Source organism: Psychromonas sp. (assembly GCF_047632995.1).
Taxonomy (GTDB): domain Bacteria; phylum Pseudomonadota; class Gammaproteobacteria; order Enterobacterales; family Psychromonadaceae; genus Psychromonas.
Map to the genome: position 1 here is coordinate 41,675 of NZ_JBLIEK010000002.1, position 26,684 is coordinate 68,358.

At 41.0% G+C, this 26,684-nt stretch carries 21 protein-coding genes and 5 tRNA genes; 14 read left to right on the top strand and 12 right to left on the bottom strand.

Going from position 1 to position 26,684, the window contains the following annotated elements; all coding sequences use genetic code 11:
* The first annotated feature begins 387 nt into the window (after window positions 1-387).
* The 6 genes from ACJAT7_RS00825 (at window position 388) to ACJAT7_RS00850 (ending at window position 5,086) form a co-directional block, all read left to right on the top strand.
* Entirely contained in the window at window positions 388-738 is a 351-nt protein-coding gene (locus ACJAT7_RS00825; RefSeq protein ID WP_415224899.1) for a P-II family nitrogen regulator, read from the top strand.
* A gap of 156 nt (window positions 739-894) precedes the next feature.
* Window positions 895-1,032 (top strand): hypothetical protein, encoded by a 138-nt coding sequence (locus tag ACJAT7_RS00830; RefSeq protein ID WP_415224900.1) that lies wholly within the window; start codon window positions 895-897, stop codon window positions 1,030-1,032.
* Window positions 1,033-1,279: 247 nt separating this feature from the next.
* Window positions 1,280-3,817 carry a heavy metal translocating P-type ATPase gene (locus tag ACJAT7_RS00835; RefSeq protein ID WP_415224901.1) on the top strand — a complete coding sequence of 846 codons (2,538 nt, stop codon included), beginning with the start codon at window positions 1,280-1,282 and terminating at the stop codon, window positions 3,815-3,817.
* Between the two features lie 9 nt (window positions 3,818-3,826).
* Window positions 3,827-4,195 (top strand): cupredoxin domain-containing protein, encoded by a 369-nt coding sequence (locus ACJAT7_RS00840; protein WP_415224902.1) that lies wholly within the window; start codon window positions 3,827-3,829, stop codon window positions 4,193-4,195.
* 57 nt (window positions 4,196-4,252) lie between these two features.
* Window positions 4,253-4,618 carry a cation transporter gene (locus ACJAT7_RS00845; protein ID WP_415224903.1) on the top strand — a complete coding sequence of 122 codons (366 nt, stop codon included), beginning with the start codon at window positions 4,253-4,255 and terminating at the stop codon, window positions 4,616-4,618.
* 78 nt (window positions 4,619-4,696) lie between these two features.
* On the top strand, window positions 4,697-5,086 hold the full coding sequence (locus tag ACJAT7_RS00850; protein ID WP_415224904.1) for a MerR family transcriptional regulator: 390 nt from the start codon (window positions 4,697-4,699) through the stop codon (window positions 5,084-5,086).
* Window positions 5,087-5,332: 246 nt separating this feature from the next.
* Here the strand turns inward: ACJAT7_RS00850 and ACJAT7_RS00855 are convergent, their stop codons facing one another.
* The 11 genes from ACJAT7_RS00855 to gloB all read right to left on the bottom strand — a co-directional run bounded on the left by ACJAT7_RS00855 (window position 5,333) and on the right by gloB (window position 21,562).
* Window positions 5,333-5,776, bottom strand: coding sequence for a DUF411 domain-containing protein (locus ACJAT7_RS00855; RefSeq protein ID WP_415224905.1), 444 nt, complete (start codon window positions 5,774-5,776; stop codon window positions 5,333-5,335).
* 50 nt (window positions 5,777-5,826) lie between these two features.
* Window positions 5,827-6,144, bottom strand: a complete 318-nt coding sequence (locus tag ACJAT7_RS00860) for a hypothetical protein (protein WP_415224906.1) — start codon at window positions 6,142-6,144, stop codon at window positions 5,827-5,829.
* A 228-nt stretch (window positions 6,145-6,372) separates the two neighbouring features.
* Window positions 6,373-6,726 (bottom strand): DUF4405 domain-containing protein, encoded by a 354-nt coding sequence (locus ACJAT7_RS00865; protein WP_415224907.1) that lies wholly within the window; start codon window positions 6,724-6,726, stop codon window positions 6,373-6,375.
* A gap of 197 nt (window positions 6,727-6,923) precedes the next feature.
* Window positions 6,924-8,180, bottom strand: coding sequence for a sensor histidine kinase (locus tag ACJAT7_RS00870; RefSeq protein ID WP_415224908.1), 1,257 nt, complete (start codon window positions 8,178-8,180; stop codon window positions 6,924-6,926).
* Window positions 8,181-8,182: 2 nt separating this feature from the next.
* Window positions 8,183-8,857 carry a response regulator transcription factor gene (locus ACJAT7_RS00875; protein ID WP_415224909.1) on the bottom strand — a complete coding sequence of 225 codons (675 nt, stop codon included), beginning with the start codon at window positions 8,855-8,857 and terminating at the stop codon, window positions 8,183-8,185.
* Window positions 8,851-12,006, bottom strand: a complete 3,156-nt coding sequence (locus ACJAT7_RS00880) for an efflux RND transporter permease subunit (RefSeq protein ID WP_415224910.1) — start codon at window positions 12,004-12,006, stop codon at window positions 8,851-8,853. Before ACJAT7_RS00880 ends, ACJAT7_RS00875 begins: the two co-directional genes overlap by 7 nt.
* Before the next feature lie 5 nt (window positions 12,007-12,011).
* Complete coding sequence (locus ACJAT7_RS00885; RefSeq protein ID WP_415224911.1) at window positions 12,012-13,208, bottom strand: efflux RND transporter periplasmic adaptor subunit; 1,197 nt, start codon at window positions 13,206-13,208, stop codon at window positions 12,012-12,014.
* Window positions 13,205-14,563 carry a TolC family protein gene (locus ACJAT7_RS00890; protein WP_415224912.1) on the bottom strand — a complete coding sequence of 453 codons (1,359 nt, stop codon included), beginning with the start codon at window positions 14,561-14,563 and terminating at the stop codon, window positions 13,205-13,207. The genes ACJAT7_RS00885 and ACJAT7_RS00890 overlap by 4 nt, the downstream gene beginning before the upstream one ends.
* A gap of 798 nt (window positions 14,564-15,361) precedes the next feature.
* Window positions 15,362-18,055: a cation-transporting P-type ATPase gene (locus tag ACJAT7_RS00895; protein ID WP_415224913.1), complete on the bottom strand. Its 2,694-nt coding sequence runs from the start codon at window positions 18,053-18,055 to the stop codon at window positions 15,362-15,364.
* Window positions 18,056-18,931: 876 nt separating this feature from the next.
* Complete coding sequence (locus ACJAT7_RS00900; protein ID WP_415224914.1) at window positions 18,932-20,731, bottom strand: LysM peptidoglycan-binding domain-containing protein; 1,800 nt, start codon at window positions 20,729-20,731, stop codon at window positions 18,932-18,934.
* Between the two features lie 60 nt (window positions 20,732-20,791).
* On the bottom strand, window positions 20,792-21,562 hold the full coding sequence (gene gloB, locus ACJAT7_RS00905; protein WP_415224915.1) for a hydroxyacylglutathione hydrolase: 771 nt from the start codon (window positions 21,560-21,562) through the stop codon (window positions 20,792-20,794).
* 302 nt (window positions 21,563-21,864) lie between these two features.
* On the opposite strand from gloB, the gene ACJAT7_RS00910 reads away from it, so the two are divergent.
* Window positions 21,865-22,590, top strand: coding sequence for a class I SAM-dependent methyltransferase (locus tag ACJAT7_RS00910; RefSeq protein ID WP_415224916.1), 726 nt, complete (start codon window positions 21,865-21,867; stop codon window positions 22,588-22,590).
* Here ACJAT7_RS00910 and rnhA read toward each other — a convergent pair.
* On the bottom strand, window positions 22,578-23,039 hold the full coding sequence (gene rnhA / locus ACJAT7_RS00915; protein ID WP_415224917.1) for a ribonuclease HI: 462 nt from the start codon (window positions 23,037-23,039) through the stop codon (window positions 22,578-22,580). The genes ACJAT7_RS00910 and rnhA overlap by 13 nt on opposite strands.
* Window positions 23,040-23,158: 119 nt before the next feature.
* Here rnhA and dnaQ point away from each other — a divergent pair, with 119 nt between their 5' ends.
* The 7 genes from dnaQ (at window position 23,159) to ACJAT7_RS00950 (ending at window position 26,143) form a co-directional block, all read left to right on the top strand.
* Entirely contained in the window at window positions 23,159-23,878 is a 720-nt protein-coding gene (gene dnaQ, locus ACJAT7_RS00920) for a DNA polymerase III subunit epsilon (protein WP_415224918.1), read from the top strand.
* The gene (locus ACJAT7_RS00925) at window positions 23,878-25,128 is read left to right on the top strand and encodes a hypothetical protein (RefSeq protein WP_415224919.1); all 1,251 of its coding nucleotides are present in this window, start codon (window positions 23,878-23,880) and stop codon (window positions 25,126-25,128) included. The genes dnaQ and ACJAT7_RS00925 overlap by 1 nt, the downstream gene beginning before the upstream one ends.
* A gap of 201 nt (window positions 25,129-25,329) precedes the next feature.
* Window positions 25,330-25,406: transfer RNA gene (locus ACJAT7_RS00930), tRNA-Asp, on the top strand.
* A gap of 64 nt (window positions 25,407-25,470) precedes the next feature.
* Window positions 25,471-25,547 (top strand) — tRNA-Asp (locus ACJAT7_RS00935).
* Window positions 25,548-25,604: 57 nt separating this feature from the next.
* A tRNA-Asp gene (locus ACJAT7_RS00940) sits at window positions 25,605-25,681 on the top strand.
* A 230-nt stretch (window positions 25,682-25,911) separates the two neighbouring features.
* Window positions 25,912-25,988, top strand: a tRNA-Asp gene (locus ACJAT7_RS00945).
* 78 nt (window positions 25,989-26,066) lie between these two features.
* Window positions 26,067-26,143: transfer RNA gene (locus tag ACJAT7_RS00950), tRNA-Asp, on the top strand.
* Window positions 26,144-26,684 lie beyond the last annotated feature (541 nt).

Here is a 26,684-nt window from a genome sequence, read left to right on the forward strand (position 1 = left end):
GGTATACATAACACGGCTGCTAATAGGAGTTTCAATCTCTAACGCCAAGCCTACAGCACCGTTTCTTTCTGTAACATGACAGGGACATTACAAATCTGTCATCTTCCTGTATTTGCAGGCTTGAACTGTAAATACAGGAATATAGTGAGCTACAATTTGAACATAGATTGTGATTAGCAAATTGGGTAAATACAAGAATGGTGCTAGATGAATAAGAAGTGCTAGCTTGTGCTAAATATTAAGACTCATATTCCGGACTTATCAATGTAAATAGACCATTTAATAAGTTAATACCGGTTTTAATCTTCCTGATAATAAAGGGATATATTTATTCCATCGTCAGGTGCAAATGTATTCTGGCACGTTAAAAATCGAGTGAGGTAAATTATGTCGTTAAAAAAAGTAACTGCTATTTTTAATGAGTTAAAACTGAATGATGTAGAGGATGCACTGCGTAAACATTCAATCACGGGATACACCATTCATAAAACAGAGGGACGAGGACATTATGTTGATACCTACAACAAAAATCATCTTTCACCTCATATTCAAATGGACATTTACACCAGTGAAAAATACGCCTCTAAAATGGCTAATATAATTATTGATGCGGCACATGCCAATACAGAAGACGAAGGCCTAGTAAGTATTACACCTGTCGATGATTTATTTTGGATACACACAAAACGACTTGCTCAAGAAGATAAATTTACAATGCTAGAGCTAGAAAATGACTAAACATCGCTGCAATTTTGGGCTACTCCAACAGGTTGGAACGCTCATTTTCGTCATCCTCTGTATGCTGCATTCACCATGTTCATGTTTCCAAATTTAATAACCCAATATCATAAAATAACTAGGAGAATCTAATGATGATGGGGGAAATGATGGAACATGAGCGAGCTAGAACGCCATATTGGTGTTAAAGAAGTCAATTTAGCCCTTAGTAATAGAAGTTACACCATGTTAATGACGATAACAAATGACTACTGTTTAATGAAATTGTCCCTGTTTTTTTGGGGAGCAGGTTAAAAGGAAATTAGTAAATTGAATTATATTTCGACAATAGATTACTATTGGCTGACAGCACAAACACAAAGTCATATGTCGCTTAACGCATCAAATCTCACCTTAACTACTGCAACAGATTGTTTTTAAACAACGATAATCATTACCGCCATCACATTAAATTAAAACAGCAATCAAGTTGACCTTACCCTAGGGGTAACGACTAAGCTAATCATTAGGATTACAGTCGTAAACTGAATAAGGAGGGTGTATGTCTTTATCCGCAAACTTAAAGTTGCCTATCTATGGTATGACCTGCACGGGTTGTGCGAGTCGATTGCAAACCGCATTCAATGCAATAGAGGGCATTCATGCTGAAGTTGATTTTGCATCAAAGAGTGCAGAATTTACTATTGACGATAGCCTAGATCATGACGACGCTTTAAAATCAATTCTGATTTTGATTGAACAAAAAGGCTACAAAACAGCGTTATCACCTGAAGATGATGCAATACATCACGGCCAGTCAGCACAGACTCAATCATCAACAAGTAAAGATTCTCATTCATCCGGCGTTAATACACAAGAGTTACTTCTAGAGGGCGTGACCTGCGCAAGCTGTGTCAGCAAGATAGAAAAAGCCTTAAATGCTTTGCCTGATGTTCAACAAGCGCAAATAAACTTTGCCCTCAGAACCGCATCTATTACAGGTGATGTTGATACAGAAACGCTAATAAAAACCATTGAAGCGGCTGGATATAACGCTAAAAGTACAGACAATGCCAGTGACGAGATGCTACTCGATGAAAAAGAGAAAGCGGAACAAAAGTATTATAAGAAACTGATATTGCAGGTGTGGATCGGCTTAGGTTTAGGGATTCCATTAATGGCATATGGCCTTATGGGCGGACCTATGACCGTCAATTCCCCCATAGAGCGTGCTGTTTGGTTGGTCATTGGTCTTATCTGTGCTGCCGTAATGTATTTTGCGGGTAAACATTTTTATATCGGCGCATGGAAATCTTTTATTAATCATAACGCTAATATGGATACCTTAATTGCATTAGGGACTGGCACTGCATGGTTATATTCAATGCTTGTGGTTATCTATCCACTGGCTTTCCCCGAAATGGCAAGACATGTCTATTTTGAAGCGACCGCAATGATCATAGGTTTAATTAATTTAGGGTTAGCGCTTGAAGTCAAAGCGCGTGGTCGTACCAGCGAAGCGATACAGCGATTAATTGGCTTGCAACCGAAAACCGCACGCGTTATTCGTGATGGCAAGGATATTGATATTGCCATTGAACAGGTCTTATTAAATGATCTGGTTCGCGTTCGCCCCGGTGAATGTATTCCTGTCGATGGCGAAGTTAACGAGGGGAAAACAACGATTGACGAGTCGATGCTAACTGGCGAGCCAATGCCGGTCAAAAAAACACAAGGTGATGAGGTTGTTGCCGGTTCCATTAATAAAAGTGGATCTATTGTTTTTAAAGCGACTCGCGTCGGTAAAGATACAGCGCTCGCGCAAATAATTAAGATGGTTAAACGAGCACAAAACTCTAAGCCGCCCATCGGACGATTAGCTGATATTATCGCTTCCTATTTTGTCCCGGTCATTATGATTATTTCAATTACCAGTGCCCTGGTCTGGTTAAACTTCGGTCCGGAGCCCAGCATTGCTTTTGCCGTTGTCTCAGCAACAACCGTACTTATTATTGCTTGCCCATGTGCATTAGGGCTGGCAACACCTATGTCGGTGATGGTTGGTGTGGGTAAAGCGGCGGAAGCTGGCATCCTTATTCGCAATGGTGAAGCGCTACAAAACGCTTCAAAAATCACCACTATGGTCCTGGATAAAACCGGCACTATTACCTTAGGAGAGCCTAAAGTAACGGATATTTATCGCGTTAATTCAATGGACGACAATCAAATCTTACAATTAGCGGCAAGTTTAGAAATTGGCTCTGAACATCCACTGGCACAAGCGATTGTAGAATCCGCAAATGAACGAGGCTTGCAAACAGATAAAGTCGAACATTTTAATGCTATTGCTGGCCAAGGCGTAGAGGGACAAGTTCGCGATAAAGGTTTACTTTTTGGCAATCAAAAACTAATGGTTGAACAAGGCATCAGTATTAATAAAGAAACACAGGATGTTAGCCTGAAAATGGCAGGCGAGGCTAAAACCCCTATATTTTTCGCTATTGATGGTCATTTAGCAGCGGTTATCGCCGTTGCCGATCCGATCAAAGAAGATTCTATTTCAGCTATCAAACGGCTACAAAACAATGGTATTCGAGTAGTCATGCTCACTGGTGATAATCAGGCAACGGCAAAAGCTGTGGCGCAAAAAGTAGGTATAACAGATTTTTTTGCTGAAGTACTACCAGAAGAAAAATCACAAAAAGTGGCTGAATTACAGGCGCAGGGTGAAATAGTCGGTATGACTGGAGACGGCATTAACGATGCCCCCGCACTTGCGCTTGCTAATGTTGGCTTTGCAATAGGAACCGGGACGGATGTGGCGATAGAAAGTGCCGATATCACATTAATGCGCGGCTCTTTACATGGCCTTGCCGATGCAATCTCCGTGAGCAAAGCCACCTTACGTAATATCAAACAAAATCTAGTGGGTGCCTTTATTTATAACGCTGCAGGAGTTCCTCTCGCCGCGGGGGTTTTATTCCCATTATTTGGCTTGTTACTTAATCCTGTTATTGCAGGCGCTGCAATGGCATTTTCATCTTTAACCGTGGTCAGTAATGCTAACCGTTTACGTTTTTTTAAACCACAAGATCACTAGGAAAAAATTATGTTAGTTATTAACCTTGTTGGAATTGCTTTAATTGTTTTAATTATCTGGTGGTTTTGGCTTTACTCTCCAAAGAAAAAGCAAAAAACATCAGCAAATAAAAGCAATGGAGGGATAAGTGTTGTTGTGCAAGATGGTGTTTATCAACCATCAACAATAGTATTAAGCACTAATACAGCCACTACACTTAAATTTACACGTAAAGATCCTAGCCCATGCGCTGAGATGGTTATCTTTCCTGATCTAGAAATAAGTGCAGAGTTACCGTTAAACAAAACTCTTGAAATTCCACTGCCCAAGATGAAAAAAGGGAAATATGTATTTCACTGTCAAATGCAGATGTACAAAGGTTATCTAGTCGTTGAGTAAATAATCTTGCAGATCTTCATGTTTAAAAATGCAGCCGATATAAGTACGGAGGAAGTTATGAATAATATCGAGCACCGAATCGGTGTTACAGAAGTTAATTTAGTTATCCGAAAACTTCAACTAACAGGACTAACTGAATTTAACCGGGCGAAAATCATCTCTGAAATAGATGCAGCTTTTGGCATTGATAACGTAACACTTGATATTAAAGACGGTCTACTGCAGATGGCTTATGATGTCACTCATCTGAATTTAGATGCCATTGAACTCATCGTACGTAAGCATGGTGCAGATATCTCTAGCAGTTGGTGGAACCATTTAAAAGAAGGTTATTATAAGTTCGTTGATCAAAATATGCTGGAAAATATCAAACATAAGCCATCTTGTTGCAGTCGACCACCTCAAGGCACGAAACACAAATAGCGAATAGGTTAATCGTGTTTTGTAACATCCCTAAAAATCAGCATTTAAAAAACGCAAGAATTTAAAGGAAAATTAGTCATGTTAACTATCAGCCAAGTAGCTAAAGAAACGAGTTTATCTGTTAAATCTATTCGTTATTACGAACAGATAGGTTTAACCAGTGCACCACCTCGTAGCGAAAATGATTACCGCTATTATCCAAGCGCTTTAATCAAACAACTACATTTTATAAAAAAAACCAAAGACGCAGGCTTTAGTTTAAAAGAAAGTAAAGAATTATTAGCGTTATCTGAAAATAGCGGTAGAAGAAGTGCCGATGTAAAAGCGCTTCTATCTCAAAAAATTGAAGAATTACAAACAAAAATAAATCGAGAACAAGAGCTACTAGAGAGATTGAAAAACATCACCCAAAAATGTTGTGGAGATGAAAAACCAAATTGCCCAATTATTGATGAATTTGCAAATTAAGGGAGAGGTGAAATTCCATATGTTTTCCAAATTTAGGGTTGCAGCATAATAAAAGATATATTTCGCTCCTGCTTTTTAAATAATAAAAGCCTTTTTTATGCCAACCTTCCCTTTAATGTTGGTGTTTTTTCACGCGCATATTTAAAGCACGTCACTATCGCACTCTATCAGCCAAATTCTTAGTCACCTATAAATGAAAACAGCGCTCTCAGCGCTGTTTATATGAAATAACCAGTTCAACCACTATTATTTATTGGAAACATGATATTCGTTATACACCATCGTTTTTCCGTCTTTTCTAAAAGCAATGACTTGATACGGATCCGTATTGTTAGGTACGTCCATTCCAAGTGATGAAGCAGGCATACCCGGAACCGCTATTCCTGTAATGCCAGGTCTCTCTTTTAATAAGCGTTTTATATCAGCAAGCGGAACATGCCCTTCCAGCACATACCCGTCTACCGTTGCAGTATGGCAAGCTGCAAGATCGGGTGTGATTCCATAAGCTTTGTGCTGTTGATTATTATTGGCTTGCTCTATCACTGTTACTTCAAAACCCGCTTTTTCAACGTGTTTGGCCCACGCTTTACAACAACCGCAATAAGGTGATTTGTATAAGGTCATTTCGGTTGCAAATGCACTGCCCGCGAAAAGAGAAAGGCTAATAAGAAGTGTTTTAAATTTATTCATAATATTGTCCATTTTTGATTGTCAGAATAAGTTGTTTATAGCGTAAATTATTAAGTCAGAACATGGATAATTGGAGGTCGAAATAGACGCGAGCTATGTTGGCTGAGTCGATCTCTTTTATAATCAAAAAAGTCTAACCGCGCAAAAAATAGCGTTTCATTTAAATAATTTAATTGTTGATCTGCAAAAGATAAAACAGAAGCGGTTGAACAACAGTTATTCGTATTCTTATCAGTGTTCTCATTATCATTACTTATGCAGCTTTCTATGGCAGACATAGAAGGATCCGTTGCTAGTTCAGCTTGCGCTGAAAACACACCGATAAATATTAATGATATTATTAAGAAAATATTTAAGCTTAGTTTCATAAACTTGCACAATTAGGTTAGATACAAAAATAATAAACCATCCCCTTAGGGTAATGTCAAAGATAAAGTTAAATTTTTCGTGAAATAGACCCTGCGCCTGCTCGCTAATGGTGTTGATTATTAACGAGTGTTTCGCCCTGACGGCATATGATGATAAGAAACCAAACGCAGTTTGCTGTGAACGTTTGGTTTTAGAAAACCGCGACACCCGTAATGCATTCGCTACTTTTATTTGTTATCAACACTCTGTGCTTCTACTTCAGCTGCTAACTTATCCATGGGGATTGCGATTTCTGACGGAACTTCATTATTTAAGGCGACACCATAAAGAAGCACCAGCATACAAACCATTGATGCGCCAAATATTGCAATATTTCGATTCTTTAGGTAATTGACTATCGACTTTAAATTGGAGAACAGATGCCCTATAACTGCAAGTATCATTATCAAACCAAAGAGCTTATGCACAGGGTGCATTTGAATAGTAAAAGATGGCCTCTCTATAAAAAACATCATCAACCCTGACGTAGACATGGCGATAAATGAGACAAATAACGCGACTGAAACAATTTTTCTGAACATATAAAATCCTCTTTTTAGTTCTTTTGCTATTAACCGTTTTATAGATCTCGCCGCCACGTAAAAAGCGTTATGATCTGAATTAAAAGGTGGGAATACCCATTTAAATCAACAGTTGAATAATTTATGACTATTTTACAATGTGCTCACTTAATTATTTCTTTTGGAATTAGCCGTAGTAGATCAATCTGCCGCTTTTTTTAAAAGTTAATTTTCACCTGATAACTGGATCCTTCAATCTTATCCCAATAAGACCAGTTATAGTTGGCTGCTAGTTTTTTGGTTAGACGCAGTCCCAAACCAAACCCCAAATCGGAACTATCAATAACCTTATCTTCACTGGCATTAACAATTGACACACTTCCTTTAACTTGAGATATACTCACTTTGCCTTCAATCGTATGTTGAAAAGCATTACGAATAAGATTAGCCAGTATGATCCTGCAGGGAATTGCAGCCACATTAATGGTATAAGGCGCTATATCGACTTCCAGCTGTATCTGTTTATTTTCCAGTAAGTAACCAATTTCCCCGACTAACTGCTCAATCAATTGCGCAATATCTACTTTCTCATTAGCAGGCAGATTAGCATCGTCTCTGCTCAGCCATAATAATGTTTCAGTTAAATTAGTCATGGTTTTGCCAGCACGATCTATTCGCTCTAACACTGCAAACTGTTTTTTTGTGCCCCCCTCTTTTTCATGTAACTTTATAAGCAATTCGGTATTAGCCCGAACCACACTGATCGGTGTCCTCAATTCATGGCTGGCATAAGAGAGGAACTGCAATTCCCTGCTGAGTGTTTCCTGAACGGAGTCCAAGCTGGAATTTATTATTTCAGCAAGGGTATTAAGTTCACTATATTGAAAATCAGGGATAGGCTGCGTTAATTTATCTTCATCTAAAGATTTAGCCCAATCTTTGAGCGATTCCACCGGCTTTGCCACTTTACGAATAATAAAAAGAACAACTAATAAGAAAAGCCCGATTGCCGCGATAGCAAAAACACCTATCCATGCAATATGGGGGATACCATGATGCTTTCCGGGCCGCACATCCGCTTTATTAATAATTTTTGATATATACCTTAACTGTCCTGCTTTATTAACCGCTTTAAGAACAAAATAGATCTCTTCTGGTGGCCTAAACAGACCTGAGCTGACCGCTCTTTTTTCTAGGGTGTAACTTTCTACTGGCGGGGTATTATCGAAGATCTCTTTTACTCGGTTTGGCACATCCTCCCAGGAACTGGCGATATGAAATCCGAGGAGCAACACCGGCTTGCCTTTTTGGCTGCCTTGAATTTCAGCGGCTTCCATTAAGGATTGTTTAATCCCTCTATCCAGCCCTTGAGTGAAGTAATTAAGTGTTAACGCTGAAAAAGAAACGGTCATAACAAAGCCAAGCAATAACATGGCTACTGTAAAGTAAATTTTAAGACTGGGCTTTATTTTCATCTCTATGACTCAATATCTTCGATAGAAAAACCAAAACCAGTAACAGTATGAAGAAGAGGTTTGCCAGCAACTGAATCTAACTGTTTTCTTAGGTTAAAAATATGCACTTTTAAACTGTTACTTTCCGGTTTATCGTTCCCCCAAACCTGCTGCGCTATTTTTTCTCTTGTGACCGGATTGGGGCTCTCTCTTAATAACAGTTCCAATATTTTCAATGCAGTCGGCGAAATTTTTAATTGTTGTTCATTAACAGACGCTTGCCTTTTATCTAAATCCAACGCGATACCCGCCACCTTTAATAAGCTTACCTGACCGCTACGCCGCCTGGACAGCGCTTGAACTCGTACGATAAGCTCTTCCATCGCAAAAGGCTTAATCAGATAATCATCAGCGCCTTTGGAAAACCCAGCCAGCTTATCCTGTAGGCTATCCATGGCGGTTAACATCAATACCGGTGTATCAATTCCTTTATTGCGCATACTTTCACAAACGGTTAAACCACTCATTTTAGGCAGATTCAGATCTAAAATAATGGCCTGATAACTGTTTTTTTCAATAAGATGTAAGCCAACCACACCGTTAGCTGCATGATCACATTGAATATCCTCTAATTCCAAATAATCGATCACGGCAGTAGCCAGATCGATATCATCTTCAACTAACAGTAGATTTAACATTCGTTTAGCAGTTCCTTTTGCGGCTTAAACTTATTAATGACATTAACACAAAGGCTATTTATTTCATGCTGAATCAGTAATAGTGATGGAATAAGTATAAGCGTGATCAATGTTGCAAAGAGTATCCCATATCCCAGAGATGCCGCAGCCGGAATTAAAAACTGAGCCTGTACTGATGTCTCACTGAGCAGTGGCGCTAAACCGGCAAAGGTTGTAAATGAGGTTAGCAGTACCGCCCTTAAGCGGCTTGTACAAGCTTCAAATATGGCATCTTTAACGGCCATGTTTTTTTCTCTTAGCAGTTCATTAAAGCGGGAAACCAGTAACAGACTGTCATTTACAACCACGCCACTTAACGCTAGCACGCCATTTAAAGAGAGAATACTGATGGTCAGATCGTTAAACACGTGCCCTAAGATAGCCCCGACAATACCAAAAGGGATCGCCATCATAATCAGAAGGGGTTGAATATAAGATCTTAACGGTATCGCCAACAAAGCATAGATAGCAAGAAGTGCGATCAAAAACATATTGCCCATTGAGCTTGTGGTTTCTTCCTGATGAGCGGCTTCGCCCCCAAAATCTATCTGCAGATTAGCATACTGCTCCATCAATTTAGGGACCAACTGTGTTGTTATCTGCGCGACTAACTCATTAGATGCGATCACCTCTTTATCAACACTTGCCGTAATATATACCGCTCTTAAATTATCGATCCGGGTAATTTCAGAGGTTTGATACTCGCTATACACTTTAGCAACGCTGCTTAAAGGCAGCACCGTGCCATCTGGGGTTCTGATCCGCGCGTCCATAATATCAGCGAGTGTTTGTCGCTGCGTTTCCGGATAGCGAACCTTTACTTTCACTTCATTTTTATCTCTTTGGAAACTCTGCACCGTTGATCCGCCAAACGAACGTAAGATCTGTGCAGCCAGACTGGATGTTTCCATTCCTAATGATCGTCCCTGCTCCGTCAATTCAAATCGATACTGTGGCTCACCTGGGCTCATATTATCATCAATCCCATTCACCCCTTTGATGCTTTGCAGTTTTGCTTTCATCGCCTCTCCGGCGGCAAATACCGTTTCGCTGTCCCATCCTTTAATTTCTGCTTTAAAATTATCTCCCATCGATTTTTTAGCTTCAATCTTGAGCTTTTTAACCCCTTCGGGATTTCCCGCTAAGCGAGTCCACTCTTTAACCAGTTCAGCAGATCCATAAGCGCTGTCACCATTAAGCTCAATCATTATATTGCCGCTACTATCACTTTCAGCAATAAGCTGTAAGCTTAATATTTCACTCTTTTGCTCTCCGTACTTGGCAATAAGATTAGTGTCGGCTTCTATTACCATTCTTTCTAGAAATAATAAACTCGACTCTGTTTGCCCAAAACTCGCATCATCATACATAGCAATTTCACCGCGCACCGTATCACCAGTAATATCAGGAAAAAATGACACACGAACCTTGCCGGTCAACGGCAGACCAACAACCAGTACAAAGACAGAAAAGAATAAAATCAATACCGCATAGCGATATTCCAGCGCCAACGTTATTACTTTTCTGTAGATCTTTGTGCTAAACCATTGCAGTCCGGAATCAGCACCGTGCTGAATACGCGACCAAAAACCTTTCCCGGGTACGCGATGTGTATTGAGATGGGCAAGATGAGAAGGCAGAATAAGTTTTGATTCAATCACAGAAAGCAGCAGGCAGATCATAACAACGGTCGCAAATTGGGCATAAATTTCACCTAAACGGCCCTCTACATTTGCAACTGCGACAAATGCAGCGACGGTTGTCAGCACACCAAAAATGGTCGGTACTGCCACTTTCTTCGTTCCTCGGACAGTGTTACCGATGCTGTCGCCATCTTCCTTGCGTGTTGAATAGATACTCTCGCCCACTACGACCGCATCATCAACCACAATACCTAAGGCCATAATAAAACCAAAAGTGGTCATCTCATTAATGGTTAAAGCGGCATAACTGTCGGTCATAAAATAGAGGGTGCCGAAAAATACAAACGGCAGACCGGCTGCAACCCAAAATGCCACTCTTAAATTCAGAAAAAGTGCCAGAATAATAAAAACCAACCCAATACCTGTGAGCGCATTTTTCATTAACAGACTGAGGCGATCTGTTATCATGGTACTTGAGTCATACCAGGTAGTAAGTTTTACATTTTCAGGAAGATAATGACTGCTATTCCACTTATCAACAACCTGATTGGCCTGCTCAACAATTTTTGTTATATCACCATATTCATCCATTACAATTTCAATGGCCATGCCGCTTTGCTGGTTATAACGCGACAGGGTAAAGGTGTCATCTTCGAATGTTTCTTTTACGTCAGCAACATCACCCAGATAGATATTCGTACCATCAGCCAGGGTTATCAGGCGGATATGGGCAAATTCCTGCTGCTGATACCCCTGCTGAGATACTTTCAGACGAACCGCTTTTTCACTATTGCGCAGACTAGTAGTGATGGCACTCGAAGATTCAGCATTAATAGCATCGGAGACATCAGATAAGGTCAAACCATACGCCTGCAGCTTAGCTTCATCGACTTCAACTGCAATCATAGGATCGGCCTTTGCCTTGATCGAAAGTTCGCGAATAGCCGGTTTAGTCAGTAGATCAGATTTCAGCTTTTCAGCCAGAACTTGAAACGTGGATCTATCGGCATCGCCATAGAGCTGCACCCAAATCGCATGATCCGCTCGGGTTGCTTTTTCAATAACGGGATTGTCCGCATCTGACGGAAAGTCATTGATTGCATCGACTTTAGTTTTAATATCACTAAAAAGTGTCTCTAATGGGTAGTCGCTGTTTTTTTCGACAACAACGTTGCTGCCTTTGGCATCTGAGGTTGAGGTGATAGTATCAATACCGGTAACGCTTTCTAATGCTTCCTCTATTTTTATCGCTATCCCTTCTTCAGCCTGCTGTGGATCACCACTGTCATAACTCACTGAAACAGTAACTCTGTCTGGCGCCATACTCGGAAAGGCCTCTTTGCGAAGTTCATTGACCGACAAAGCGCCTAATACAAGGGTGATGATTAAGAGCAGATTAGCGGCAACAGAGTTGCGTGCAAACCAGCCGATAATACCTTCATTAAAATCTAATTTTGAATTGTGCATATTCATTACCCTTCAACTTTAGGAACAACAAGCATGCCAACAACATAACTGCTTAAGGGTCTTTTAATAATTTTAACGGATGCCAGATTCTCTATCGGCGTAACATAAACCGATTCTGCTTTTTCAAAGAGCTTGTTTGCCGCCACTTTATTTAACTGATTATCCTCAGTGATAAACCAGATATCTCCCTGCTGGGAAATCGCAGATGCGGGCAGTTCCCAAGTATTATTAAGCTCAGCCCCTTCGATATGCGCCTGAACAAAAGTGCCGGGAAATAATCCCACATCCTGAGAAAAGGGATGAACAACGGCAACAATCAGAGAACGCTGACGGGATGTTGAATCCAGATGCTGCTCAATACGGATAACATAACCTTGCCAACTCGTGTCACCGTCAGTGCTATAGAGCATCACCGGCCATTTTTTCGCATTTTTGTGTGACAATTCTTTATTGCTCAGTTTAGGCAAATTTGCCCACTGCTTAGCTGAAAGCGGGATCTTAATTTCAACGTGATCTGTACTATAAAGCTGTGCAACAGAGCTGCCGACCTGAACATAACTTCCCGGCTGAATATTCCGCTCGATAACAAGGGCATCAAAAGGCGACCTGATAACTGTTTCTTCAAGATCCTGCTGCGCTTTTTTCAGGCTGTATTTGGCGTTTTTTAATAGCGCTTTTTGTACTGCCAATTGTGGTGCACGTAAAACTAATGGCGAGTTAGGCTCACCATTCAGACCGGAACGTTGCCACTCCAAACGAGCCTGCTCTCCTGTTCTCTGCTCTTCAAGCAGATCCAGCTCTGCTTGCGCTAGAGAAGAGTTAGCCTGCGCTACTGCCTGTTGGTAGGAAATATTTTCAAGCTTTGCAAGAATATCGCCTTTTTTTACAATCTTACCCGTTTCAAATCCCGGCATTAATTTGTCAACTCTACCACTCACTTCGGCAGCATAGGTGATGGCATAATGCGGCGCCGCTTCTCCATAACCTTTGACTAGCGCTTTATATCTGTCCGGTTTAACTTCAATAACCACAACACTCGGCGCCTGAGATGCCCGAATTTCTGATTTAACCTTTGCTGAAATTTTCTGGACAGATTTCCCATTCTCAGCCTTCATCTGTGAGGCGTTATAAGTAACAGCCCCCGCTAAAAAAACAATAGATCCCAAAGTGATCAAAATTGACAATGATGGTTTAAATTTCATAGTGAGACTCCCAGGCCTAGTGCCAGACCTAAATCGATTCGGTTTACTAAGCGGTTATATTTAGCTTGAACAAGCTTTGTTTCAACATCAAAGCTACCGGTTTGTACAGTAATCAGATCCGAGATATCCACCAAACCTTGACGATATTTTCCCTGATAACTGGATAAACTGCGTGCAGCGCTATCGCGTGCATCCTGTAGATGTTTTTGCTGTAATGTTAATGATTTTTCCTGACCAAGCGCATTTTCAACTTCATTTACCGCCGTTAATAAGGTGTCCTGATAATTCCAATAAGCGCTCTCGGTTGTCAGCTCAGCAATTTCAGCTTTTGATCGCAGATAACCACCATCAAAAAGCGGTGCGGATAACTGCCCCAGAACACTCCAAAGGGGGCTAGTTAATAGCGCGGCACTTGGTGAATTTGCTACATCTGAAAGGGCTATCTCTAGACTTAGAGAAGGAAGTCGTGCCTTGTAGGCAGCTTTGGTTCTGAACTCTTCCGCCTCTATATCAAAGAGCGCACTTTGCAGATCCGGTCTTCGAGAAAGATCTTGTTTGGGCAAAGACACAAGAGGAGTCAACACTTGCGGGAATTCAGCGCTGACATTAAAGCGTTGCTCATCACCGAGCAGCCCTAACAGCAAGGTAAGGCTGCGCTGATTTTGCGCTAGCGTTTCATTATATTCTGCCAAGGTTGAACGTGAATAAGCACTATCTGCCTTAGCCGTATCCAAATCTTCTAAATCTCCCAGCCCGGAACGATATTTTTCTAAGATCATACTTTCATTACTTTCCAGGACAACTAAACGTTTAACTTCAATATCAAGCAGTTGTTTCTGCAGACTGATTTGCAGCCAGCCGCGCATAATATTGGCAGCGAGTGTATCTTTGGTGCTTTGTAAGGTAGCAATATTACTGGCAATATCTTTATCTGCGGCACGAGTGCTGTTGCCGATTTTATTCCACAAATCTAATTCCCAGCTGACAGTCAAATCTGTGTTGTAAGCGGTATCTGAACTTTCCTCTTTATTCCCACCAAAATTTGCGCTTAATTCTGGAATACGATCGCTGTTAGTTGCAGTGCGCTGTGCATAAAGCATTTTCAACGCCATTAACCTTTGCTGCAAACTAGGATTGTTTTTCATGGCTTGCTGAATAACAGCATTTAATGCTGGAATGTGTATTAGGTCGGTCAGTTGAACAACATCTACCGCCGCAGTCTGCTCGCTATGCCAATTAACCTGCTGTTCAAGGGATTGTTTTGCAAGTTCTTGAAAATCTTTATCTGATGATGAACTGCATGCCGTTAAGCCGAGTATGGCTAAAGTAAGCAAACTAGGTCGATAAAAAAGCATCTTCTCTCTCCTGGTTTAGACAAACCAATAATATAAGAGTGCAGGTTAATGATGGGTTAAGGATGAGTTAAATTAACTTTTTTTATTTATATAGATCCATTAAATGCAGCACAGCAGAGAATACAGACTCATTTATTATTAATACCAGTCTGATTAAATTTATGATCTATTTTAGGAAGTGTGACTTCAGCCACGCCAGTGGTATTGCGCCATTGATGGCGTGTGTCATTTGTTGACGTCCTATCAATTACTTTGATTGCAGCAAGACAAGCAGAATAGAAAGGTTGAACACTCACTTTATTTTTGTAATAAATTCAAAATACTAGTGCTACCAAACCAATGCGTCTGGGAAATTTCCGTTTACGTTTTTCTTGCTAAATCAATTCCTTTAGCAAGTGGAAACATGGAGCGAATTGAACGCCAGTTTAGGTTTATGAGAAAGAATAAAGGGATTTATCAAGATAAAAACGTTCGGAACAGCAACGATCAAAGATACAAAATCAGCGCGCAGCGAAAGCCTACAAACAGCTAGGTTACAAACTCATTAAGATTCTCGAGAATGACGATAAGGGAAACAATTCAGGGGGATCCAAAACTTTTATTGATCATGACAAATCAATTCAGCTATGTGTCCCATCCATTTTTCTTTGGCTGTGCAAAGGCATGACTTTTTTGAATCGTGCAACTGCATTTCGGTTTTCCTCCTCTACTCGCCATCGAAGCGTCCCTATATGGCCTTTCTTTTTTGCCCCCAATCGGGACCTTATACTTATTTAAATCAAAATAATTGCTGCACTATTATTTAATAACCTTGCCGCGACGCATAAAATACTTTTCTATCTCTACCAAAAATAACACAGATGAAGCGACGAGTAATATACGCAGCCATGTACTGAAGTTAATGGCTGTAGTACCAAATAAAGAGTGCATCGGTCCAAAGTAAGTGAAAACTAACTGCAAAATGATAAGTACTGTAATCGCTATAAGCACATAACGGTTCCCTGTTAATCCTGCCCAATTAAATATTGAGTCTTTAATATAGCGGGAGTTAAATAAATAAAATATCTCAAACAAAACCAAAGTGTTTACTGCCACTGTGCGTGCATGCTCAACACTCATGCCTTGTTCCATCTCCCAAATAAACAAACCAAATGTTCCACTCATCAAAATAACCGAGACAAAGGCAACACGCCAAATAAAATGGGGCATCAGCATCGGTTCATGAGCATCGCGGGGCGGACGCTGCATGACATTCTGTTCGGGTGGTTCGAAGGCAAGCGATAGCGCCAGCGTGACAGCCGTAACCATATTTACCCAGAGAATTTGCACAGGCAATAACGGTAGCTGATGAAAACCAAACAAAATAGCCGCCAGAATAATCAGTGCCTCTCCACCATTGGTTGGCAGAATAAAAAGAATCGATTTTTTGAGATTGTCATAGACAGTACGACCTTCTTTTACAGAATGAGCAATAGATGCAAAATTATCATCGGCCAGCACCATCTCAGCAGCCCCTTTGGCCGCTTCTGTACCTTTGTGTCCCATGGCAATGCCCACGTCGGCGCGTTTTAAGGCTGGTGCATCATTTACCCCGTCTCCAGTCATGGCGACAATCAAACCCAGTTCCTGCATCAGTCTAACTAACAGCAATTTATGTTCAGGATTAACACGTGCATATACGTTCACATCCTGTACACGTTGACGTAACTCATCCTCACTCATTAAGTCCAGTTCCTGTCCGGTGAGTACATCATTGGCATTAACAAGCTTAAGTTGCTGGGCGATGGCACGTGCTGTGAGCGCGTGATCTCCGGTAATCATTTTCACCCGAATACCTGCTTCAGCACAGGTTTTTACTGCCTCAATAGCCTCCTCTCGCGGTGGGTCAATCAAGCCGAACATGCCCAGCATAATTAAGCCATTCTCCACATCGCTAAACTTCAACTCCATCTGTCCATAGGCTACAGGCTTGAGAGCTATGGCCAATACTCGCTGGCCAAGCTGTGCCATTTTTTCAATACGGCTTAGCCAGTAATCTCTATTGATTGGTTGTTCACCAGCAATGGTTTTTTGATGAGAGCAGATCTCCAATAGCCGTTCAGGTGCACCTTTGATAAAAATAAAGGCATTATCCTTGTGGCTATGATGGAGTGTCGCCATAAAGCGATGCTCTGATTCAAATGGAATAAGATCTGTGCGGGGATATTGTTTGGCTTCTACTTCAATTTCTAATCCAGCTTTCAAACCGGATACTAATAAAGCCCCTTCCATAGGATCGCCATGAACAATCCATTCAGAACCTTTGCATTCCAGTGACGCGTCATTGCATAGCACTGCAGCCCTGACGGTCTCTAACAACAGCGGCCGTTCTTCAGTAAACACATTCACACCCGACAAGGATATTGATCCATGGGGATCATAACCGGTACCGCTAAGCTCAAATAAACCACTCGTGGTTGTAATCATACGCACCGTCATTTCATTGCGTGTCAGGGTACCGGTTTTATCTGAACAAATGACGTTTACAGCCCCTAGCGTTTCCACGGCGGGCAATCTGCGAATAATGGCATTTCTTCCCGCCATACGCTGTACACCTATCGCCAGGGTGATGGTCATGATAGCCGGCAATCCTTCCGGAATCGCCGCCACTGCAAGGCTAACCGCGGCAAGAAACATTTCAGAGATTGCATAATCACGAATAAATGAACCGAAAACAAAGGTAATGATGGCAATACCTAAAATGGCCAGAGTAAGCCAGCGGCCAAACTGAGCCATTTGCCGCAATAGAGGTGTTGTTAGTGATTCGACATCTGCAACCTGTGTACTAATGTGACCTATCTCTGTGTCTAATCCGGTCGCAATGACCACACCCGCCCCCTGACCATGGGTCACCAGAGTACCCGAATAAGCAAGGCATAGACGATCACCGATCATAGATTCCAGTTCGACAGGATCCGTGATTTTTTCTACCGCTATCGACTCGCCAGTCAGTGCCGACTCCTGAATTTGCAACCCCTTAACACGGAACAATCTAAGGTCTGCTGGTACTTTATCACCTGATTGCAGCAAGACGACATCACCAGGTACCAAGGCTTTAGCGGGGATGGTTATCTGCTTTCCATTGCGCAACACCATGGCATTTGGCGAAAGCATTTGCCTTATAGCTTTTAAGGCATTCTCGGCCTTACCTTCCTGTACGAATCCGATGACTGCATTAATAAAGACGACCCCCAGAATTACACTGGCATCGATCCAATGTCCCAGCATAGCCGTGACAGCGCTCGCCACAATCAATACATAGATCAGCATATTATGGAACTGGTAGACAAACTGTAGCAAAGGACCGCGTGTTTTTGCTTCAGGAAGCTGATTTGGCCCGTACTTAACCTGTCTATTAGCGGCTTCCTCACTGCTTAAGCCGTCTGCGCTTGTGTCGAGTGATTCCAGTACTGTGTTCGCTTTTTTGAAATGCCAGCTAGTATTCTCAGTCATCAATAGCCCCTCTTCTGCAGCAGTTGTTCTGACAAAGTAGATCTGCAACTAATTAAAACGCTTACCTAAACTTATATAAGCTCCGAACTATTAATCTCTAAAAACGTCAAAAAGTTACACAGAATTATTTGTCGATAAATTTATTATGGCGTACAGCGAGATATATTCGCTGCCCCTGCAGTTCTATCCTTGAGCTTGGATAATACCAAAAGAACTAAAAAGGTGATCATCCTTGCTGGTTAAAATCATCCCTAACTGCGTTGTGAGTTTTGAAGTGAGAATAACTATCTCCTGCAACTCTCGCCTTGTTAGTGTTAATTTTTCCTTCGCAATCATTGATCACTTCATTAATTCTTTTGGTATAACCACTTATCAAAAAGCGATGTTTTTACAATAGTATATTTAATAGCTCAAATTGTAGGCAGCAAGATACATTAGGTAAAGTGATTCCATAGCCATTATTTAAGGATATTTATTAAGCGGGGGTTATCATCAGGGGAGCCAAAAATTTTTATAAATAAACCTAGTTAATTTAGCTCAATACCGTTCGGTTAAGCGGTTTTTTGGTTTATATCTTGATGATATAAGTAGGTGAACATATAAAAATCAATTGGATAGATGAAAGTGGGGTGAGTTTACATGTTCGGAAACTTGTCTGCCATTACTTATAAAGCACTGAACGCGGAAACGTTCGGTTTTTCCTTTTTTTAGACAGAATAAAATGATCATCATCGACACGCCGTCAAGGGCGGAATACCAACGATAAAAGTTCAGCCAACCGCTACAGGCGAAAGTCAACACGACAAGCCCTAGAATTCATATTCACCGCTAAGATTCTGTTTTTTAACTTAAGAACATCATCAAAGCGGTCAAATATTAGCTACTCGATTTTAAGACGTTCACATAGACTTTTAGATTTTGTCCGGGATGAATATATTTCTTATCAAACAGCTCATTCCAGCGTACTAAATCTGCAGTTTCAACACTAAATTTTTCGGCAATAACACCAAGAGAATCACCAGTTCGTACCTTATAAGTAATATGGCGTGTAACCTGTTTTTCCTGCTTTGCTTTCTCTGTATACACACGCAGCTCTTGCCCCGGTTTGATATATTTTTCCTCGTTTAGCTTATTCCAACGTACTATATCAGCGGTTTTGACATTAAATTTTGATGCAATAACGCCAAGAGAGTCTCCAGAACGCACATGGTAAGTCACTCGTTGTGTAACTTGTTTTTTCTGCTGCGCTTTTGCTGTTTTCCAAATAGTTAGCTGCTGGCCTAAACGCAAGGTTTTCTTGCTGCTCATCTGATTCCAGTACGCAATCTCTTTGGCTGTCACATTATACATGCGACTGATATCCCAAAGCGTATCGCCTTCGACTATCGTATGCTGAAGTTTGCGTTTACTGTTACTGTTACTCATCTTATCTTGTGAGCGATCGAAACGCTGCGCCTGGCTATATAGATAAGATTGCTGGGACTTAGTAGCAATCGGGATTAGTAACGGTTGCCCTATTTTAATCATCGAGCCGTTAATCTCATTTATCTGTTTAAGGACATTGGTGGTGGTGCCATATTGACGGGCGATCACACTTAAACTATCACCAGAGCGCACTTTGTAACGATCCCAACGGATCCGTTTATTGTTATCACCATTACTTAATTTTTCACTAAACACTTTAGCAATACGGGTTGGCAGAAGTAATCGATGCGGACCATCCGGTGAAGTTGCCCAACGGTTAAATGCGGGATTTAATAATTGAATTTCAGCAATAGATAACTCGGCTAATTCTGCTGCATAAGCAAGATCAAGTTGCGATCCGGTATCAACATGAGTGAGCACCTGCTTATTGGGAACAAAAGGTAGTTCAATGCCATATTTTTGATGATTACGTAATAGATCAATCAGCGCTAATAATTTGGGCACATAATTTTCGGTCTCTTTGGGCAAGGATAAATTCCAATAATCGGTGGGCTTATTATACTTCTGGTTTTTGCGCACCGCATTTTGCACTCGCCCTTCACCCGAATTATATGCTGCGAAAGCATGTAACCAATCTTCGCCTAGATATTTATGTAAAATTTCCATATAACGTAGCGCGGCACCCGTTGAAGCATAAATATCGCGACGACCGTCATACCACCAGTCTTGTTTTAAACCGAATCGGGTTCCGGTCAGCGGCATAAATTGCCATAATCCGGAGGCATTGCTGGGTGAATAAGCAAAGGGGTCGAATGTGCTTTCGACAACAGGGAGTAAGGCTAATTCAAGAGGCAGATTTTGAGCTTCTATCTGCTCAACTATCAGATATAAGAATGGCGCAGCACGTTTTGAAACTTGTTTTAAATAATTGGGATGCCTTAAATAATAATCACGCTGCTTGGCTATACGTGCATTATCAGGCACTTCAAACTCAAAACCTTCAGCTAACTTTAACCAAAGGTTATCATAGCCCACAGGCAGTAGTTGTTGAACTTCAAGCGGTGCATCATCATCAATTAGATTGGCCAACCCTTCTTCAATGTCTACCTCTTGCAATTGCTCATCAGGCAAGACCTCATTGTTCAATGCATCAACAACTGAAGCATTACTTGCATCTGTAACATCTGTATTTGTTGTTGTTTGACAGGCACTTAATAATAACAACAAAAATAACGGCAATAATAATTTCATAAAAGGGACCACCTACCTATAATAAGTGGCGTATTCTAGCCTAAATCATTGCAAAATTCATTAGAACTGATCTTTATACTTACGCAGTGCCGTAAAACAAGATAATGGTTCACTTAATTTCGTTGCTAAATGCATTTGCAAACTGTTAACCAGCGAACTTTGATCGCAACGCAAAAAGGGATTAATCGTTTTTTCCAGCCCGATAGTGGTCGGAATGGTCGCTAAACCTTGCTGACGTTTTTTACTAACCTGCTTAATATATTTCAGCAGGTGTTGATTTTTAGGCTCAAAATGAAAAGCAAAAATAAGATTATTTTGCGTGTATTCATGCGCGCAATAAACTTGAGTATGGTCGGGTAATAAGGCTAAACGTGATAATGAATTAAACATCTGCAGATATGAGCCTTCAAACAGACGCCCGCACCCACCAGAAAAGAGAGTGTCACCGCAAAAAAGTAGTGATTCATTGTAGTAGGCGACATGATCCAAGGTATGCCCTGGCACTTCCATCACCTTTAATGAAAAACGGTCGTCAAAAAAAGTTAATTCATCTCCCTCATTAACTAATACACTGTGCGCAAATAATCTGTTTTTGCTGTATAGCGCAATAGGTTGCTCAGATTCGGCTAGTAAAGCCTCCACACCATCTATATGATCATAATGATGATGGGTTAAAATAATCGCATCGACTATTAACTGTTGCGCAGCTAATACTTGTAAAACTGGGCCAGCATCGCCGGGATCGACTACAATACAATGCTTGCTTTGACTATCTTTAATAAGCCAAATATAGTTATCGGTAAAGGAATTAATCGTTAGAATATCAACCATAATTGATTCGCACCTATTTTAAGTTGGGGTTAGTTTATACCCGTTACCAATCGAAATGCAAAAATCAGCAAGTCGAAAGGTAAGCAGATTCTAGGCATGAAGTTGAAGAACTAACGGGTTAAATCAAGACTTCATAACAACGAAGATGCTTGCCTCTCGACTTGCCCTTCGGGGAGCTCGCTCGAAAACCAGCGCTGCGTTGCAACAATTGTAAAGGGAACACCATTCACTCATGTTGCGCCTTGCTCTGGTATCCGAGCGTGCTCCTGATAAATGCATTTTGAATGATAACGGGTATATATATGAAAATAGCAAAAACAACACGCATCCTTACCCCGATTGAAGATTGGCAACAGTTGCCAAAGGGTAAGATGTTACAGGAGCAAACTCAACAGCGGATCGATGATTACTTGCCTCTCTGTTTTGGTTACCATCTGTTAAAATTGGGAAGATTAAGCAGCTTACTGGACACTTCATACTCATTAATTCCCCATCAAATCAATTGCGCCGCTAGCGGAAAAGATATCGGTTTACTCGCAGATATTCACCAACTGCCCTTACAAGACGCTTCAATCGATCTCTGTATTCTGGCTCATGAATTGAATTTCTCAAATGATCCGCACCAATTATTACGTGAAGTTGAGCGGGTATTAACACTCGATGGCACCTTAATTATAACAGGATACAATCCAATGAGCGTTTTTGGATTGCGCTCGCTGTTAAAATCCAAAAGCCCGAAAACGGCACGGCTATTTTTACTCAATAGGATATACGACTGGCTCTCTTTATTGGGCTTTGAAATTCTACAAAAACAACATTTCGATTTTCTTTCTGGTGATTTTCACAGCCCATTTTCATCATTCGTCGAGCGAACAGGGCAACGCTATGCCCCTTCTTTTTGCAGTGTTTATTTTATTGTGGCCAAAAAGCATAGTATACCTATGACGCCGATTAAATCTCCATTTCAATTTAAGCAACAGAGAAGAACAGGGCAAAGTGTTGCCACCAAACATCATTACCCGTCATAACCTAAATCTTTTTGGGTTGGTTTAGATTCTGCCGCTTGCCGAGCCAAGTCGTCACAACGTTCATTTTCTGGATGCCCAGAGTGCCCCTTCACCCAATGCCAGGTTATATTATGCTTTTCCTGTGCGGCATCTAATGCTTTCCACAAATCAACGTTTTTTACGGGGGCTTTTGCGGCCGTTTTCCAGCCGCGTTTTTTCCAATTATGGATCCACTGAGTGATCCCTTGGCGAACGTATTGGCTGTCAGTGGTCAGATCTATTTCACACGCTTCGCTTAATGTTTCTAACCCTTTGATACAAGCTAACATCTCCATGCGATTATTGGTTGTACGCAGGTAACCCTCCGCCAATTCGCGACGGTGCTTGTTATAAATTAACACGGCGCCATAACCACCCGGGCCAGGATTACCTAAACAGGAACCATCTGTATAAAGTTCAATTTTCTTCATTATTATACCCAATTGATTAATTAATTTAGCGCTTATAGATGCACTGTGATTTCAGCTCTAGGCGCATTGGTTTAGGTTTGCTAGACTCAATTCTTTGCGAACTATAAATAGAGATTAAGATGAACACAAGCAAAGTAATTCGACAAGTCGTATTGGATACTGAAACCACTGGTATGAATAGAGATGGTGCGATTTATCTTGGCCATCGAATTATTGAAATAGGCTGTGTGGAAATTATTAATCGACGCTTAACAGGACGTCATTACCATGTCTATATAAAACCAGATCGTGAAGTGGATCCCGAGGCGGTCACAGTGCATGGCCTGACGGATCAGTTTCTGCAAGACAAACCCGTGTTTAGCGAGATTGCCGATGAATTTATTGAATTCATTAAAGGGGCAGATCTGGTTATCCATAACGCGCCCTTTGATGTCGGCTTTATGGATCAGGAGTTTCGTTTTTTAAATAAAAAAACACAAACAACTGAAGAAATATCCACCGTAACCGATACGCTAGTAATGGCGAAAAAATTATTCCCCGGTAAACGGAATAATCTGGATGTGTTATGTGATCGCTACGGTATTGACAATAAACACCGCGTACTACATGGCGCGTTACTTGATGCCGAGATATTAGCAGATGTTTACCTGCTCATGACAGGTGGACAAGCAAAACTCAATCTTTCTAGTTCGGAGCGCGGTGAAAATACGACAGGACGAAAAGTCAGACAATCTCAGTCGCCATTAACTATCATTCGTGCAACAGAAGAGGAAAAAAAAGCGCACCAAAAACGTTTAGATCTTATTGAGAAATCAGGGAGTTGCTTGTGGCGACAATAATGAAAAAAAACCTCTTAAGTTTATTATTTTTGATCTGCGCATCTACCGCCTGGGCGCACACGATTTATGCACCCAATGACATACCGTTATTAGATAATCGTTTTCGAATTGATCCCCATACCGAGCAAGTCACCTTTATTCTTAATCACGACAAAGGCCCTGAATTTATTGTTCTGGTCCGCCCTGATGGCAGTAAGATTTATCCGGCAAGACACCCCTCTTCCGTTGCTTGGGTAAGTGGTGAAAAAGAAGACATTATTACCATAAATAACCCGATGGCAGGACCTTGGCAAGCTGTTGCAGAATTAAATGAAAATAACCGCATTAAGTTAATTAGTCATGTTGAATTAAAAACAAATAAACTGCCGTTAAAATTATACTCACAAGAATATATCACCACCCATGCTTCGCTGTATTATGATAATCAATTAATGACCGAACAAAGTTACCTGGACGATGCCAAGTTATCTGTCGTACTAATGGCTGGTGCAAAAACACAACTGACATTATATCAAGATGATGGCAAAGGTTATGATGCCCTACCATTTGATGGCGACTTAACGGCCCGTGTTTATATTGATCTGCCCCCCGGACGTTACCTACTTAATATCCGCACTAAAAATGATGTTTTTCTACGCAATGTGAACAAAGATATTGTGGTTTTTCTTCCTCCTGTCACTTATAAGGTAAGCACACTTAACGAGGGCAGCAAAGAGGCGGTATTTGAGTTTAAGGTCGACAGCGAAGAGATTGATCCGGAATCGGTAATCATTGATGGGGTCATTAAAAATAGCAATAATACAGTCGTCGAGCAGTTAATTGTCCATAGCACCGGAAATATATCAATAGAAAACAGATTCGCGACAACAAAAGCACTCTCTTACGGTGTCTTAACTTTCTCAGCGAAAGCATTTGCGACCACCCGCTCAGGAAGAGAGATAGAGTTACAATTGCCGGATCAGCAATTTGAGTTGCTGCCTAAATTTATTGTGCCGGAAATAAAGACAAGTGCAGCGGTCGCCACTGATACTGAATTTTTCAAATATAATTTCTCATCACTATGGCAAAACAGTTGGCTTATTACAGCAATTGCGATTATCTGCTTAATTATTATCTCAGCGCTCATTTTTATGATTAGACGTAGGGCAAAAAAGAGAAAATCTGCAGATGGCAGCGATCAACCTTTAGCGGAATTAAAACTTGATGAACTGTCACCTACATCAATAAATCTAAAAGGGAATAAAAAATAAGCACTGAAAGAATATATTTAAACAACCTAAAAATGTAAACCGCTCTGTTTTTAGGTTATTTGCATAGAAAGTAACCATTTGTGAAAGTTAAAGCTTAATATTGCTGTTTTTTTCTTTTTCCTTATTGACTCAGCAAAAGCAACTAAGTATTATCTGCGCCTCAACAAACACAGTGCTCAGCTCTGTGTATTGATGCTAACTGGAGTGGTAGTTCAGTTGGTTAGAATACCGGCCTGTCACGCCGGGGGTCGCGGGTTCGAGTCCCGTCCACTCCGCCAATATCATATTTAGATGTGAAATTGACGTTAGTTAGCACAATGTTGAATCTGATAATTATCACGTGGAGTGGTAGTTCAGTTGGTTAGAATACCGGCCTGTCACGCCGGGGGTCGCGGGTTCGAGTCCCGTCCACTCCGCCAACATCATATTTCGATATGAATGATAATTATCAAAAGCTTGAACTGTAATACACTCGTGGAGTGGTAGTTCAGTTGGTTAGAATACCGGCCTGTCACGCCGGGGGTCGCGGGTTCGAGTCCCGTCCACTCCGCCAACAGTATTATTGAACAAGTAAACGTTATTATTTATTTAATAACAATTTATGTGTAACCAACACATAAAGTGAAGAAAGCTGTAACACACTCGTGGAGTGGTAGTTCAGTTGGTTAGGCTCTTGCTTAACATAGTCGGCATGTCACGCCGGGATTTGAATTTAAACTCAAATTAAGAGTGGTATTTATGTGTAACCAACACATAAAGTGAAGAAAGCTGTAGCACACTCGTGGAGTGGTAGTTCAGTTGGTTAGAATACCGGCCTGTCACGCCGGGGGTCGCGGGTTCGAGTCCCGTCCACTCCGCCAACTTCATATTTATATGAATGAACGATGTGTACACAGTCCATCTATAATGCGAGTTATAGAACAATAAAAGATTTTAGCGGAGTGGTAGTTCAGTTGGTTAGAATACCGGCCTGTCACGCCGGGGGTCGCGGGTTCGAGTCCCGTCCACTCCGCCAATTCCTTTTATATCCTCAAGTAAAAAGACCTAACGTTTTAAAAACCCCAACTTATAATAAAAGATTTTCGCGAAATGGTAGTTCAGTTGGTTTACTCTTGTTTAAAAGAAAGCCGGCCTGCCACACCAGTGCTCACTGCTTCGAGTCCCATTAACGAAGCCAATTCCTTTTATATCCTCAAGTAAAAAGATCTAACGTTTTAAAAATCCCAACTTATAATAAAAGATTTTCGCGAAATGGTAGTTCAGTTGGTTTACTCTTGTTTAAAAGAAAGCCGGCCTGTCACACCAGTGCTCACTGCTTCGAGTCCCATTAACGAAGCCAATTCCTTTTATATCCTCAAGTAAAAAGACCTAACGTTTTAAAACTCTCAAATAATAAATTCCCTCTGCATTTCTACTATCAATAATCTTTAGTTAATAAATAATTAGTTTATTACTTCGTTTCATTAAAATTAAATAAAAGATTTTCGCGGAGTGGTAGCTCAGTTGGTTTACTCTTATTTAAAAGAAAGCCGGCCTGTCACACTAGCGTTCACTGG